Here is a 13,606-nt window from a genome sequence, read left to right as displayed (position 1 = left end):
TCGCCGCGAGGCGCCCATGCAACGCGACCGGGCGCGCACCCTTGTGCGGATGCGCTTCCCGATGCAAGCTCGCGTCTGTCGGGTGAAACCGGTACCTGCCCCCTGATCTTCCTCAATGAGCATTGCGCGATCAGCCTCGTCCCTGCAGCTCGCTCGCGAGACGCGTGAGCGTTTCGTGCTGGCGACGGAAGGCGCCATCGTTCCGCTGGCCCGCGCCGTCCGCGACCGCCTGACCCAGCTGGCTTCCGAAGTCGGCAGCGCGCGCGCCATGCAGGAGCACCGCGACGATTTCGTGGCGTTCCAGGGCAATGCCTCGCAATGGGTGTCGCTCGCGCAGACCGGCTGGCGCAAGGCGCTCGGCGAGAGCGGCCCCAGCGGCTTCCACAGCTCGACCTCGCACACGCAGATGCTGCGGCTCGAGCTGATCGGCGACGAGGTGGTGGAAAGCAACATCCTCTCCTCGCGCCTCGCGCAGGTGATCCACGACCGCGCGAGCTTCGAGCTCAGCGACCTGCGGCTGCGCATCCAGCACCTCGAGGGCACGAGCGAGCTCGACGGCAAGGACGTGCTCAAGCCCGAGACCCTGGCCAAGCTGCTGGTCGAGCAATGGCTGGCCGCCGGCCTGAGCCGCCAGCTCTGGGCCCGCGTGCAGGAGACGGTACAGGCGCAGCTGGTCGACGTGGTCGCCAAGGCTTATGAAGACGCCAACGCCCACCTGGTCGCCAACGGCGTGATGCCCGAGATCGACCTCAAGAGCTTCGTGCGGCGCACGGGTGGTGCGACCGGCCCGGGTGCTCCGGGCACAGCGGGCGCAGCGGGCGTTTGGCAAGCCGGCGGCCCCGTGACGCCGGGCGGCGCGATGTCGTCGACGGCCTCCGTGCCCGGCACGTTCCAGCGCGGCGGCGGCGTGCCCTCCGGCGGCTCGCCGCTCGCCACGGCTCGCCAGCGCGCCCAGACCGCGCTGCTGAACCTCAAGCGCTTCGTCACCGGCCGCATCGGCGGCGACACCGGCAACAGCACGCAGCCGGCCTCGTCGATCGGTATCGACGGCCGCGGCACTGCCGGCGGCGCCGACTTCGGCGCGCCGCGGCCCTTCTCGCGCACCTTCGCGGGCGCCATCGCCGACGCCGAGGCCGCCTACCGCGCGGCCGCCACCCAGTACCTGGATGCCCCGGGCGAGCAGGCCACGCTGATCCAGCAGAGCGCGGTCGACCTGCGCCGTCGCAGCACCGAACTCAAGAAGCGCGCGCCGACCACCGCCGACAAGGCCACGGTCGAGATCGTCGCGCTGATGTTCCAGGCCATCCTGGCCGAGGAGCGCATTCCGTTCTCGGCGCGCGTGTGGTTCGCGCGGCTGCAGATGCCGGTGCTGCGCGTGGCCATCGCCGAGCCCGAGTTCTTCGGCACGCTGCAGCATCCCGCGCGCATGCTGATCGACCGCATGGGCTCGTGCGTGATGGGCTTCGACGCGGCCGCGATCTCGGGCAGCGCGCTCGAGAACGAGATCAAGCGCGTGGTGCAGGTGATCGAGCAGTACCCCGAGACCGGGCAGCGCGTCTTCAAGCTGGTGTTCGACGAATTCGTCGCCTTCCTCAACCGCTACCTCACGCAGAGCGACACCGCGCAGCGCGTGATGAGCGTGGCGCAGCAGGTCGAGCAGAAGGAGACGATGGCGATCCAGTACACCATCGAGTTGCGCAAGATGCTCAACGACATGCCGGTGCGCGACGAGATCCGCGAGTTCCTGTTCAAGGTCTGGGCCGAGGTGCTGGCGATCGCCGCGTTGCGCTATGGCGGCCAGGACGAGCAGACCGTGACGCTCAAGCGCGCCGCCTCCGAACTGGTGTGGGCCGCGAGCGCCAAGCCCAGCCGTACCGACCGCGCGCGCGTGATCCAGGACCTGCCGCAGCTGCTGCAGCGGCTGCGCCAGGGCATGGCGCTGCTGGGCATCGTCGACGAGCCGCAGGAGGCCTACATCAAGACCATCGGCGCCACGCTGTCCGATGCCTTCATGCTCAAGACCGAGGCCATCCCGCAGGCCAAGATCGAGGCCATGGCCGAGCGGCTCGCGCACCTCGAGGACTTCGTGAGCGACAGCGGCGGCGATGCCGACCTGCCGCTCGACGCCACCAACATCGAGCTGCTGCTCGGCGTGGACGCGAGCGCGATCGAGGTCGTGGCCGACACGGCGGGCGCGCGGGCGAGCGAGGACATGCTGGCCTGGGCCAACGAGCTGCAGGTGGGCACCTGGTTCATGCTCGACCACAACGACCGCGTGAGCCAGGTCCAGTTCGTCTGGCGCAGCGACCGCAAGCAGTTGCACCTGTTCGCCTCGGCCGACGGGCGCAGCTTCCTGATCCAGGCCGGGCGGCTCGCGTCCTACCTGCAGGCCGGGCTGCTGACGCCGGCCGAGGAAGAAACGCTGACGGTGCGCGCCACGCGCGAGGCGCTCGCGAAGCTCGACGCGAATCCCGAGCGCCTGTTGAACTGAGGCGCCGCAGGGCTCAGTGCGCGAGCCGGCCTTCGTGGCTCTCGCAGAGCTCGTCGAGCACCAGCGCATCGGGCTCGATGCCGGTGCTCCAGTGCACCATCAGCACGATGATCTTGAGCTCGTCGAGCGCCACCGGCGCGCCCGGCGCGGCCATCGCGCGCTCGACCACGATCTCGCGCATGTCGCAGGGCAGCACGTTCGAGCCTTCGAGGAACTGGATGAAGCCCAGGCACTCGGCGCCCAGGTGGTCCTGCTCGGCCTGCGAATACACGCGCATCGAATCGGGCGACTGCGGCCGCGTGGCCTCGGCGCTGCTGCGCAACGCGACCGTGACGCTGCGGCCCTCCTCGTCGTTGCGCTTGAGCTGCACGCCTTGCGTGGCGAGGCTCAGGCCATCGAGCCATTGCAAGGCATCGCGTATCTCCTCGGCCTCGAAGCCGTGGGCGCTGAGCTTGCGGCTCAATTGCTCGGGTTCAGGGCAGGCATCGCTGCGCCAGTAGTTTTCGTAGACGAACACGAGCACTTCGAACATGGGCCCAATATAGCCCACGATCATGGACACGACGCGACGCGTGGTGCAAATGCAAGGATCGGCGTAAATACCGATGGCCGCCCGCGAGGCCGTGCGCGACGGTGGCGGGTGGTGCGCGTTCGTGCGCTCAGGCCGCGCCCATGCGCTGGAACAATCCGCCCGGCAGGCGTGCCACGCGGCCGTCGAGTTCGAGCTCGAGCATGCGGGCCTGCAGCGCCGCGGCACTCCAGCCTGTGCGCGCGCCCAGTGCATCGAGGCTCACCGGATCGAAGCCCAGTGCCTCGAGCAACGGATCCCCGTGGTCCGTGCCGCCGCTCCACGGCCTGAAGGCGTCCGGCGATGGCTGCTGCGCGAGCGGCTGCAATTCCTCGAGGATGTCGGCCACCGACTCGACCAGCTTCGCGCCCTGGCGGATCAGCGCGTGGCAGCCGCGCGACTGCGGCGAGTGGATCGAGCCGGGGATCGCGAACACCTCCTTGCCCTGCTCGGAGGTGAGCCGCGCCGTGATCAGCGAGCCCGAGGCCAGTGCCGCCTCGACCACCAGCGTGCCGCGCGCGAGTCCCGCGATCAGCCGGTTGCGCTTCGGAAAGTTCTGCGTGAGCGGCGGCGTGCCGAGCAGGAACTCGCTCACGATCAGGCCCTGCTGCGTGATGCGTTGCGCGAGCTCGCGGTGCCGTGCCGGATAGACGCGGTCGAGCCCGGTGCCGACCACCGCCACCGTGGCGAGCCGCGGCCCGGTGCCCGCGGCATCGGCCGCGTCGAGCGCGCCCTGGTGCGCGGCGCCGTCCACGCCGAGCGCCAGGCCCGAGATCACGGGCAGGCCGGCTTCGCCGAGCGCGCGGCCGAAGGCGCGCGCGTTCGAGGCGCCCTGCGGCGTCGGGTTGCGGCTGCCGACCACGGCGAGGCTGTGGCCAAGCTGGGTCAGGTCGAAGGCTTCGGCGCCCAGAACGTGCAGCATCAGCGGCGGGTCGGCGGTCTCGAGCAGCGAGCGCGGATAGCCGGGGTCGCCGAGCGTGACGATGCGGCGCACCACCGTGTCGGCGCCGTCGTCGCGCTGGCGCAGCCACTGCTGGGTCTGGTCGATCAGCGCCTGCAGGTTGGCCGGCATCTGCCGCAGCGCCGCGGCCTGGGCTTCGCTCACGACCTGCCGCAGCGCGGTCTCGCTCTGGGCGAAGACATCGGCCGGCAGGCCGAAGGCGGCCAGCAGGCGGCGCGCGGCGCCGTCGCCGATGCCCGGCGTCAGCGACAGCCGCAGCCAGCCCGCGAGTTCTGCGCGGTCCACGCGGGAACCGGGTGGGTCAGGGGTTGACGATGAAGTCGCCGGCGCGCGGGGTGTCGTTGATTTCGAGCACCAGCGCGTACGAGACCTTCTCGAAGGGACGGAACACCATCAGCAGGCCGATGCGTTCGTTCGGCAGCTTGATGGTTTCCTTCCTGTCGCCCGTGCGGTCGAGGATGGTCTCGCCGTTCTTGAGGATCGCCAGCACATGGCCGCTGTCGATGCCGTCGCGCGTGCCCTTGTTGATGGCCACCACCTGGTTCTGCGCCGCGAACTGCACCGCGTTGCCGTAGACCGAGACGATGCGGCCCTCGACCTGCGTGGACGGCGCGCGCGGCGCGTAGCTCAGCAGCTGGCGCGGCGGCTCGGGCAGCAGGCGGTCGCCGGCGCGGATCTCCTCGCGCGCCGCGATCACGTCGACGGTGGCGGGCACGACCGTGATGTAGTCCTTCTCGTCCTTGGTCTCGACCGTGGTCGACTCGCCGCGCTGCAGCTGGACCTTGCCCAGGTACTGGGCCTCGTAGCCGAGGATCTCGCCGGTGCCGGGGTCCTTGAGCGGCGTGGCGCTGCGGAACACGCGGAAATGCTGGATCGGGCCCGGCACCTCGAGCAGCGGCGAATCCTTCTCGCCGCGCGCATAGGCGCGGTCGCCGCGCGACAGCAGCACGCGGCTGTCGTTGCCGGCCACGATGCGCGGCGCGGCCTGCAGCGTGTTCTCGTCGACCACGATCGGCTCGCTGAGGAAGGGTTCGATCAGGCTCGGGTTGAGCGTGGGCAGCGCCATGCCGGCCAGCGAGTCGAAGCGCGTGCGCGGCGTGAGCTTGATGGTGCCGCCCTCGCCGCCGACGCCGCGGCGGGTGGTGAGGCGGGCGCGGCCGCCGCTCTTGTCGAGGTAGAGCACCTGGCCCGGGTAGATGCGGTGCGGGTTCGCGATCTCGTTGAGGTTCATGCCCCAGAGCTCGGGCCAGCGCCAGGGGCGCAGCAGGTACAGGCGCGAGATGGCCCAGAGCGTGTCGCCGGGCTTGACCGTGTATTCGTCGGGCGCGTTGGGCGCCAGCTCGCTGAGCGGCACGCCGGCCTGCGCGGTCTGCTGGGCCGTGGCGCGCTGCTGCGCGGTGATCGGATAATTCTGCGCCCAGGCCGTGGTGCCGACGCCACCCGCCGCAACGACCGCGAGGGCTGCCAGGGAGGCGGAGAGGTTCGGGCGGCGAGCCGGGATTGGGAGCTTTTTCATGTCTGGATGGGTGAGCGCGCGACGTATCGCGGCGCATACGAATCTCACAATTTGCTACGAATTCTGGCGCCAAGCCCCCGGAAGGGCAACGTTTATCCGGCAAACGCGCGGCCTGGGGCCGCCGAATTGGCGAAAATAGCCACAACTTCCCCCCGATTTCATGGCCAAACGAATCATTCTGAGTTACCCGGACAAGCGCCTGCACACGGTCGCCAAGCCCGTGCAGGGCGTGGACGCGCGCATCAAGGCCCTGGTGGCCGACATGCTCGAGACCATGTACGACGCCAACGGTATCGGACTGGCCGCGACCCAGGTCAACGTGCATGAGCGGGTCGTGGTCATCGACGTGTCGGAAGAGCGCGACCAGCCGCTGGTGCTGATCAATCCCGAGATCACCTGGGCCAGCGACGAGAAGGTCGTCAACGAGGAAGGCTGCCTCTCGGTGCCCGGCATCTACGACGGCGTCGAGCGCTCGACCTCGGTCAAGGTGCAGGCGCTCGACCTCGACGGCGAGCTGCGCAGCCTCGAGGCCGAGGGCCTGCTGGCCGTGTGCATCCAGCACGAGCTCGACCACCTGCTGGGCAAGGTCTTCGTCGAATACCTGTCGCCGCTCAAGCGCAACCGCATCAAGAGCAAGCTGCTCAAGCAACAGCGCGAGGACCTGCGCGAAGGCAGGGCCTGAGCGATGCGCTTCGGTGCCTCGAGCCGCCTGCCCCTCCTCTGCGCCGCCGTCCTGCTGGCGCTCGCCGGCTGCGCCAGCGAACCCACCCGCATCGTCCCCGGCACCTCGGCCGCCGAAACCCTGCAGCGCCTGGGCGAGCCCACGGGCCGCTATCCGCTGAACGGCGGCGGCGAGCGGCTGCAGTACTCGCGCACGCCGGCCGGCTTCGAGGTCACCGACATCGACGTCGACGCCAGCGGCAAGGTGGTCTCGGTGACCCAGGTGCTCGACGAGCGCCGCTTCGACCATGACATCCAGGTCGACAAGTGGCGCCAGAACGATGTCATGGCCTTCTACGGCCGCCCCTACGAGATCCGCCGCGTGACCTCCTTCGACGGCAATGTCTGGACCTGGCGCTACAAGGCGGTGAACGAGCGCCGCCTGCTCCATATCTACATCGATCCCGCCGGCGTGGTGCGGCGCTATCACACGGGCGACGACCTCGACTTCGATCGGCTGCGCTGGTGAGCCCGCTGCGCGTCGTTTTCGCGGGCACGCCCGAGTTCGCGCGCGTCGCGCTGGAGGCCATCGCGGCCGCCGGCCATGACGTGGCGCTGGTGCTGACCCAGCCCGACCGCCCGGCCGGCCGCGGCATGAAGCTGCAGGCCTCGCCGGTCAAGCAATGCGCGCTGGCCAGGGGCTGGCCCGTGGCGCAGCCGCGCAGCCTGCGGCTGGACGGCAAGTACCCCGACGAGGCCGCCGCCGCGCGCGAGGCCCTGCTGGCGGCGCGCGCCGACGTGATGGTGGTCGCGGCCTACGGCCTGATCCTGCCGCAGTGGGTGCTCGACCTGCCGCGCCTGGGCTGCCTCAACATCCACGCCAGCCTGCTGCCGCGCTGGCGCGGCGCCGCGCCGATCCACCGCGCCATCGAGGCCGGCGACGCGCGCACCGGCATCACGATCATGCAGATGGATGCCGGCCTCGACACCGGCGACATGCTGTCGGTCGAGGCGCTCGAGATCGGCGAGGACAACACCGCCCGCCTGCACGACCGGCTGGCCGCGCTCGGCGGCCGCATGATCGTCGAGGCGCTGGCCGGCGCCGCCGAAGGCCGGCTGGTGCGCACGCCGCAGCCGGCCGAGGGCGTGACCTACGCCAACAAGGTCGAGAAGCAGGAAGCGCTGATCGACTGGCAGCGGCCCGCCGCCGAGATCGTGCGCCGCATCCGCGCCTTCGATCCCTTCCCGGGCGCCAACAGCCCGCTCGAGAACGAGACCATCAAGCTCTGGGCCGCGCATGCCGTGGCCGGCACGGTCTCGGACGCGCCCGGCACCATCCTCGCGGTGACCGGCGACGGCATCGCGGTGGCGGCCGCCGATGCGGTCGTGACCGTCACCGAGCTCCAGCGACCGGGCGGCAAGCGCCTGGGCGTCGCCGACTTCCTGCGTGGCTTCGACCTGAAGACCGGCCAGGTGTTCGGGTGAGCGCCTGATGTTCCTGTCGGCCGCCATCCGGCGCCGCCCGCAGTTCCGCGTGGGCGTGCGCGACATGACCCCCGTGGCGCTGGGCATCGGCGCCTGGGGCCTGATGACCGGCGTGGCCATGGTCAAGTCGAACATGAGCGTGCTCGAGGCCGTGGCGATGACGCTGCTGGTCTACGCGGGCAGCTCGCAGCTCGCGGCCATTCCGCTGCTGTTCGCGGGCGCGCCGGCCTGGGTGATCCTGGCGACCGGCTTCTGCGTCAACCTGCGCTTCGTGGTCTTCAGCCTGCACCTGCGGCCCTACCTGATGCACATGCCTCGCTGGCGCCGCATGCTGCACGGCTACCTCACGGCCGACATGAGCTATGCGCTGTTCACGAAGCAGTACCCGGCGCCACCGGTCACCGACGAGGAACGGCTCGCGCAGGAGGCCTACCTCACGGGCAACTACGCCGTGACCTGGTGCGCCTGGATGGGCATGAGCCTGCTGGGCATCGCGCTGGCCAACCTGATCCCGCAGAGCTGGGGCCTGGGCTTCGCGGGCGTGCTGAGCCTGGTGGCGATCGTCTGCTCGATGGCCACGACGCGGCTGCGCATCCTCGCGGCGCTGATCGCGGGCGCCACGGCGGTGGCGGCCTATGCGCTGCCGCTCAAGCTCAACATCGTGGCCGCCATCGGCGTGGCGGTGCTGCTGTGCTTCTGGCTCGAGAAGCAGTTCGGCCTCGACCCCGCCGCGGAGGACGACAAGTGAAGGGCGAGACCGACCTCTGGACGCTCGCCGTGATCGTCGGCCTGGCCGGCGTTACCGTGCTCACGCGCTGCTTCTTCTTCATCCTCGACCGGCCCTGGGGCCTGCCCGAGTGGGCGCACCGCGCGCTGCACTACGCGCCGGCCGCCGCGCTGGCCGGCGTGATCGCGCCCGAGATCGTGATGACGCAGGGCCACCTGATCACCTCGCTGCACGACGCGCGCATCTACGCCACCGTGGTCGGCGCGGCCTACTACTACTGGCGCCGCGGCGTGCTCGGCACCATGCTGGCCGGCATGGCGGTGTACCTGCCGCTGCACCTCATCTGGGGCTGGTAGCCGAGCGGATCTCGGTGCCGGCCTCGGTCTCGACCCAGCGCACCAGCTCGCTCACGCTCACGCCGGGTCCGCGCGCGGCATCGGCCTGCTGCCACAGCCGGCGGCCCTCCTCGCTGATCGGCGCCGGCATGCCGAGTTCGCGCGCCAGGTCGACCGCGATGCCCATGTCCTTGAGCATCAGCTCGAGCTTGAACGGATCGTCGAAGCTGCGGCTGATCACGCGCTGGTGGATGTGCGTGCGCGTGATCCACGAGCCGCCGGTGGCCTCGTTGAGCACGTCGGTCATCACGGCCGGATCGAGCCCGGCGCGGGTGCCGATCGCCAGCCCTTCGGCCGTGGCCGTGAGCGTCACGGCGGTGATCAGGTTGTTGAGGCACTTCATGGTGTGGCCGGCGCCGAGCGCGCCCAGGTGGAACACCGCGCGGCCCATCGCGTCGAGCAGCGGGCGCGCGCGCGCCACGTCGGCTTGTGCGCCGCCGACCATGAACACCAGCTCGGCCGCCTGCGCGCCCCAGGCCGCGCCCGAGACCGGTGCGTCGACCATCGCGATGCCGTGTTCGGCCAGCCGCGCGGCGGTCTCGCGCGTGATCCACGGTTCGGCCGAGGAGGTGTCGAGCAGCAGGCCGCCGCGCGCCCAGCCCGCGAGCAGGCCGTCGTCGGCGAACACCACCTCGCGCACCACGCGGCCGTTGGGCAGCATGGTCACGATGACGTCGCTGTGCGCCGCCACCTCGCGCAGGCTGGCGCGTGCCGTGATGCCGGGCTGCGACTCGGCGAGCCGCTGCGCCGCGCCGGGCGCGAGGTCGTAGACCGAGACCGCGTGGCCGGCGCGCGCCAGGTGGCCGGCCATGGGCGCGCCCATGACGCCGAGGCCGATGAAGCCGACGCGATCGCGCACGGTCGAAGCTGGGGATGGTTCGTTGGACATGAATGAGAGAAAAAAGCAGTCGGATGAAGAGCGTGTTCAGTCGAGCTGCACGCCCGAGGTCTTGATGACCTGGCCCCAGTACGCGCTCTGCGAACGCGCCATCTCCTGGAACTCCTTCGGCGTGCCCGGCAGCGCCTCGAAGCCGAACTCGCTGAACACCTGCTGGATGCGCGGCGTCTGCAGCGCCTTGTGCAGCTCGGCGTTGAGCCGGTTCACCACCTCGGGCGGCATGCCGGCCGGGCCGATCAGGCCGTGGAAGGCGAAGGCGTTGACTTCCGGATAGCCGAGCTCGGCGAAGGTCGGCACCTCGGGCAGGCCCTTGGCGCGCTGCGGCAGCGCGATCGCCAGCGCGCGCAGCTTGCCGGTCTTGAGATAGGGCAGCGCGGCCGTGAGGTCGAGCATCATCATCGGCACCTGGCCGCCCATGATGTCCTGCAGCGCCGGCGCGCCGCCCTTGTAGGCCACGTGCGTGATCGACAGGCCGGCCTTCTGCTTGAACAGCTCCATCGCCATGTGGTGCGGCGTGCCGATGCCCGGCGAGGCGTAGTTGGTCTTGTCGCCGTTGGCCTTCACGTAGGCGACGAAGTCCTTGAGGGTCCTGGCCTGGAAGTCGGGCCGCACCACCAGCGCCAGCGGAATGCGGCCGATGGCGCCGATGTAGGTGAAGTCGCTCGCGGGCTTGTAGGGCAGCTTGGCGAACATGTGCTCGTTGAACAGCAGCGCCGCGTTCTCGGCCTGCATGATCGTGTAGCCGTCGGGCTTCGACTGCATCAGCAGGCCGACCGCGATGTTGGTCGAGGCGCCGGGGCGGTTGTCGATCACCACCGGCTGGCCCAGCGAGGGCTGCATCGCGTCGGCGAGCTGGCGCGCGATGTTGTCGGTGCCGCCGCCCGCGGCATAGGGCACCAGCCACTTGATCGGCTGGTTCGGATAGGGGCCGCTCTGGGCCGACGCGAGGCTGGCGCCGGCCAGCGCGAAGGCGGCGAGCACGGGGGCGATCAGGGGCAGGAAGCGCTTCATCGGTTTGTCTCCGGGGTGGTTTTTTCTTCAGGGGAAATCGTGGCGGCCTACGCGTGCAGCGTCTGCCAGAGTTCGCGGTCGCGCTCGGCGGTCCACACCACCGGGTGCTCGATGCCGCGCAACTCGTCGTAGGCGCGCGAGACGTCGAAGGGCAGCACGTGCTGGAACACCGGCCACTGGCCGAAGCGCGGCTTCATCGCGGCCTCGGCGCGCGCGAAGCAGCCCTTGAGCGCCTCGCCCGCGGCGATGCCGGCGCACGCTGTCGAGCAGGGTCGAGAGGAAGGCCTGGGTCAGGTCGATCGCCTCGGCGCAGGCGGCCTCGTCCTGCAGCACCGCGCCGCGGCCCGGCACCAGCACGCGCGGGCGCAGCGCGCGCACCGCGTCGAGCGTGCCGGCCCAGTCGCCGATGTAGGCGTCGCCCGCGTACACGCCGCAGTGGTTCTCGACCACGTCGCCCGAGAACAGCAGGCCGCAATCGGGCAGCCAGGCGACGGTGTCGCCGCTCGAATGGCCGCGGCCCAGCGCCATCAGCCGCAGCTCGCGGCCGGTGCCCGGGCGCGGGCCCAGCCACAGGCTCATCTCGTTCTGGAAGCTCAGCGTCGGCCAGGTCAGGCCCGGGATCTCCTCGAGGCCCGCGAACAGGCGCGGGAAGCGGCCCACTTCCGAATCGAAGTCGGCCTGGCCGCGCGTGCGGATCCAGTCGAGCGTGCCCGCGCTCGCGACGATCTGCTCGACCTCGTCGAAGGCGCTCGCGCCCATCACGCGCACCGCGTGATAGTGGGTCAGCACGATGGTCCGGATCGGCTTGTCGGTCACCGTGCGGATGGCCGCGAGGAAGTCGCGCGCCATGCGCGGCGTGGGGCGGGTGTCGATCAGCACCACCTGCTCCTCGCCGACCACGAAGCCGCAGTTGGGATCGAAGTCGCTGATGTAGCCGAAGGCGCCGGGCGCGAGCTCGCGCAGCTGCGGCTTCTGCTCGCGGGTGTCGGAGGCGGAGGCGAAGGAGACGTTGGCGGTCATGCGGGGTGGGGGCTCGTGGAATGTTCTTCTTCGGCGGCCGCGCGGATGCAGGCCAGCAGCACCGCCTGGTCGGCGCACTGGTTGGCCAGCAGCAGCACGAGGCGGGCGTTGAGGTCGGCGCTCTGCGCCTCGCTGCGACCTTCGTGCGCGGCCAGCAGCGCGGCATAGAAGCCGTCGGGATCGGGGATGCGGAGTTCGGTGTTCATGGCGCGGGATCGAGGGGGAGGGCCAGGGCGGTGCGGACGGCGTCGGCGATGGCCTCGGGCGTGGCCTGCGCGAGCACGCGGGCGCGGTAGGCATCGGGGCGCACCAGCACGAAGCTGCCGGGCTCGCCCGCGCCGACGTGGGCCGCGAGCCGGTCGTCGGGCTGCAGCGCGGGCAGGCCGTGGCCGGCGCCGCCGACCGCGAGCAGGCGCAGCGGCAGTCCCGCCGTCGCATCGAGCGCGGCCCACGCCGCATCCGCCGTGGGCGCGAACCAAAGGCCGATGCAGCGCGTGTCCTCGGCCAGCAACTGCATCAGCGTGGTGTCGCGGCCGTCGGCCCGGCGCAGCGGCAGGTTCTGCACCGTGCGGCCGCCCGCGGGCAGTTGCGGCGCGGCCGGGTAGTCGTTGGCGACCGACATGCGCCCGGTGTTCACCAGGGCGCGCGCGAACGGAAAGCGCGCGGCCAGCGCGACCACGGCGCGGCGCAGCGTGTGCTCGGCCGGCGAGCGCGGCGCGAGGAAGCGCGCCGAGCGGCTCGTGACCCGAAGGTTCTCGCGCGCGGCCGGCTGGCGCTCGGCGTCGTAGCTGTCGAGCAGCGCGTCGCCGGCCTGGCCCCGCGCCACCAGCGCGAGCTTCCAGCCGAGGTTGGCCGCGTCCTGGATGCCGCTGTTGCCGCCGCGCGCGCCGAAGGGGCTCACCACGTGCGCGGCATCGCCGATGAAGAACACGCGGCCATGGCGGAAGCGCTCGAGCAGGTGGTCGCGGTAGCCGTAGGGGCCGATCCAGACGAACTCGAACTCCACGCCCGGCCCGAGCTGCTCGCGCAGCCGCGCGCCCGCCACCTCGGGCCGGCTGATGTAGGCGGTGTCGCAGTCCTCGGGCATCTGGTAGTCGATGCGCCAGACGCCGTCGGCCATCAGGTGCTGCCAGACGCCGCGCCCCTCGTTGAAGGGCGCGTCGACCCAGGTCCAGCGCTCGGTCGGCAGCGGCTTGCGAAAGCGCACGTCGCTGATGCACCAGCGGTCGGTGCTGCGCGAGGCATGGGCCTCGATGCCGAGGCCGGTGCGGATCGCGCTGTTGGCGCCGGTGGCGTCGATCAGCCGGTCGGCCTCGATCGTGTAGCGGCCCGCGGGCGTTTCGACCTCGAGGCGCACGCCGTCGGCGATCGGTTCGACGCGCGTCACGCGGCTCTTCCAGCGCAGCTCGGTGAGGCCGAGCTCGAGGATGCGCTCGACCAGGAACCACTCGATGTAGAACTGCTGCAGGTTGATGAAGGGCGGCTGCCGCGAGACGCTGGCCGTCTGCAGGTTGAAGTTGTAGACCTCCTGCTCGCCCGAGAAGGTGCGCCCGAAGGACCAGGTGATGCCCTTGGCCGCGATGCGCTCGAAGATGCCCAGGCGCTCGAAGATCTCCAGGCTCTTCTGCGCATAGCAGATGCCGCGCGAGGAGGCGCCGCGCACGCCGACGGTGTCGTCCTCGTCGAGCAGCACGGCGCGCACGCCGCGCTGGGCGAGGTCGCAGGCCAGCGTGAGGCCCGAGGGGCCGGCGCCGACGATCACGAGCGGGTGGCGCACCACCTGGCCGCTGGCCAGCTCGGGCGGCGGCACGAAGGGCCAGCTCGGCAGTTCGTAGGCTGGCGCGAAAGCGAAGTTTTCTTCCATGGCTTGCCTG

At 71.0% G+C, this 13,606-nt stretch carries 13 protein-coding genes and 1 pseudogene; 6 read left to right on the top strand and 8 right to left on the bottom strand.

Going from position 1 to position 13,606, the window contains the following annotated elements; translation table 11 throughout:
- Window positions 1-115: 115 nt before the first annotated feature.
- Window positions 116-2,491 carry a DUF1631 family protein gene (locus AC1HIL_RS02775; RefSeq protein WP_479671086.1) on the top strand — a complete coding sequence of 792 codons (2,376 nt, stop codon included), beginning with the start codon at window positions 116-118 and terminating at the stop codon, window positions 2,489-2,491.
- Window positions 2,492-2,504: 13 nt separating this feature from the next.
- Here the strand turns inward: AC1HIL_RS02775 and AC1HIL_RS02770 are convergent, their stop codons facing one another.
- From AC1HIL_RS02770 to AC1HIL_RS02760, 3 genes are all read right to left on the bottom strand, one after another.
- A complete protein-coding gene (locus AC1HIL_RS02770; protein WP_057594364.1) occupies window positions 2,505-3,023 on the bottom strand; it encodes a Smg family protein in 519 nt (172 codons plus the stop codon).
- A gap of 127 nt (window positions 3,024-3,150) precedes the next feature.
- A complete protein-coding gene (gene dprA / locus AC1HIL_RS02765) occupies window positions 3,151-4,305 on the bottom strand; it encodes a DNA-processing protein DprA (RefSeq protein WP_479671085.1) in 1,155 nt (384 codons plus the stop codon).
- A gap of 16 nt (window positions 4,306-4,321) precedes the next feature.
- On the bottom strand, window positions 4,322-5,536 hold the full coding sequence (locus tag AC1HIL_RS02760) for a LysM peptidoglycan-binding domain-containing protein (RefSeq protein ID WP_261212847.1): 1,215 nt from the start codon (window positions 5,534-5,536) through the stop codon (window positions 4,322-4,324).
- 160 nt (window positions 5,537-5,696) lie between these two features.
- Here AC1HIL_RS02760 and def point away from each other — a divergent pair, with 160 nt between their 5' ends.
- The 5 genes from def to AC1HIL_RS02735 are packed head-to-tail and all read left to right on the top strand — an operon-like array spanning window position 5,697 to window position 8,764.
- Window positions 5,697-6,218 carry a peptide deformylase gene (gene def / locus AC1HIL_RS02755; protein WP_057594367.1) on the top strand — a complete coding sequence of 174 codons (522 nt, stop codon included), beginning with the start codon at window positions 5,697-5,699 and terminating at the stop codon, window positions 6,216-6,218.
- A 3-nt stretch (window positions 6,219-6,221) separates the two neighbouring features.
- A complete protein-coding gene (locus AC1HIL_RS02750) occupies window positions 6,222-6,725 on the top strand; it encodes a hypothetical protein (protein WP_057594368.1) in 504 nt (167 codons plus the stop codon).
- The gene (gene fmt, locus AC1HIL_RS02745; RefSeq protein ID WP_398498626.1) at window positions 6,722-7,681 is read left to right on the top strand and encodes a methionyl-tRNA formyltransferase; all 960 of its coding nucleotides are present in this window, start codon (window positions 6,722-6,724) and stop codon (window positions 7,679-7,681) included. The genes AC1HIL_RS02750 and fmt overlap by 4 nt, the downstream gene beginning before the upstream one ends.
- A gap of 7 nt (window positions 7,682-7,688) precedes the next feature.
- The gene (locus AC1HIL_RS02740; RefSeq protein WP_057594369.1) at window positions 7,689-8,429 is read left to right on the top strand and encodes an AzlC family ABC transporter permease; all 741 of its coding nucleotides are present in this window, start codon (window positions 7,689-7,691) and stop codon (window positions 8,427-8,429) included.
- On the top strand, window positions 8,426-8,764 hold the full coding sequence (locus tag AC1HIL_RS02735; RefSeq protein WP_057594370.1) for an AzlD domain-containing protein: 339 nt from the start codon (window positions 8,426-8,428) through the stop codon (window positions 8,762-8,764). The genes AC1HIL_RS02740 and AC1HIL_RS02735 overlap by 4 nt, the downstream gene beginning before the upstream one ends.
- Here AC1HIL_RS02735 and AC1HIL_RS02730 read toward each other — a convergent pair.
- The 5 genes and pseudogenes from AC1HIL_RS02730 to AC1HIL_RS02710 all read right to left on the bottom strand — a co-directional run bounded on the left by AC1HIL_RS02730 (window position 8,748) and on the right by AC1HIL_RS02710 (window position 13,596).
- Complete coding sequence (locus AC1HIL_RS02730) at window positions 8,748-9,662, bottom strand: NAD(P)-dependent oxidoreductase (protein WP_479671084.1); 915 nt, start codon at window positions 9,660-9,662, stop codon at window positions 8,748-8,750. The genes AC1HIL_RS02735 and AC1HIL_RS02730 overlap by 17 nt on opposite strands.
- Window positions 9,663-9,728: 66 nt before the next feature.
- Window positions 9,729-10,712, bottom strand: a complete 984-nt coding sequence (locus AC1HIL_RS02725) for a Bug family tripartite tricarboxylate transporter substrate binding protein (protein ID WP_057594372.1) — start codon at window positions 10,710-10,712, stop codon at window positions 9,729-9,731.
- A gap of 47 nt (window positions 10,713-10,759) precedes the next feature.
- A pseudogene (locus tag AC1HIL_RS02720) lies at window positions 10,760-11,732 on the bottom strand (MBL fold metallo-hydrolase).
- A complete protein-coding gene (locus AC1HIL_RS02715; RefSeq protein ID WP_093351286.1) occupies window positions 11,729-11,938 on the bottom strand; it encodes a DUF2783 domain-containing protein in 210 nt (69 codons plus the stop codon). Before AC1HIL_RS02715 ends, AC1HIL_RS02720 begins: the two are co-directional and overlap by 4 nt.
- Entirely contained in the window at window positions 11,935-13,596 is a 1,662-nt protein-coding gene (locus tag AC1HIL_RS02710; protein WP_479671083.1) for an FAD-dependent monooxygenase, read from the bottom strand. The genes AC1HIL_RS02715 and AC1HIL_RS02710 overlap by 4 nt, the downstream gene beginning before the upstream one ends.
- Window positions 13,597-13,606 lie beyond the last annotated feature (10 nt).

It is taken from the genome of Variovorax sp. ISS6, from assembly GCF_056523145.1.
The sequence above is the reverse complement of the archived record's forward strand: the minus strand, read 5'-3'. Positions and strand labels throughout refer to the sequence as shown.

Coding starts and splice junctions, on each gene's coding strand:
- AC1HIL_RS02710 (WP_479671083.1), bottom strand. CDS start 13,596: ATGGAAGAAAACTTCGCTTTCGCGCCAGCCTACGAACTGCCGAGCTGG.
- def (WP_057594367.1), top strand. CDS start 5,697: ATGGCCAAACGAATCATTCTGAGTTACCCGGACAAGCGCCTGCACACG.
- AC1HIL_RS02715 (WP_093351286.1), bottom strand. CDS start 11,938: ATGAACACCGAACTCCGCATCCCCGATCCCGACGGCTTCTATGCCGCG.
- AC1HIL_RS02750 (WP_057594368.1), top strand. CDS start 6,222: ATGCGCTTCGGTGCCTCGAGCCGCCTGCCCCTCCTCTGCGCCGCCGTC.
- AC1HIL_RS02725 (WP_057594372.1), bottom strand. CDS start 10,712: ATGAAGCGCTTCCTGCCCCTGATCGCCCCCGTGCTCGCCGCCTTCGCG.
- AC1HIL_RS02775 (WP_479671086.1), top strand. CDS start 116: ATGAGCATTGCGCGATCAGCCTCGTCCCTGCAGCTCGCTCGCGAGACG.
- AC1HIL_RS02760 (WP_261212847.1), bottom strand. CDS start 5,536: ATGAAAAAGCTCCCAATCCCGGCTCGCCGCCCGAACCTCTCCGCCTCC.
- AC1HIL_RS02770 (WP_057594364.1), bottom strand. CDS start 3,023: ATGTTCGAAGTGCTCGTGTTCGTCTACGAAAACTACTGGCGCAGCGAT.
- AC1HIL_RS02740 (WP_057594369.1), top strand. CDS start 7,689: ATGTTCCTGTCGGCCGCCATCCGGCGCCGCCCGCAGTTCCGCGTGGGC.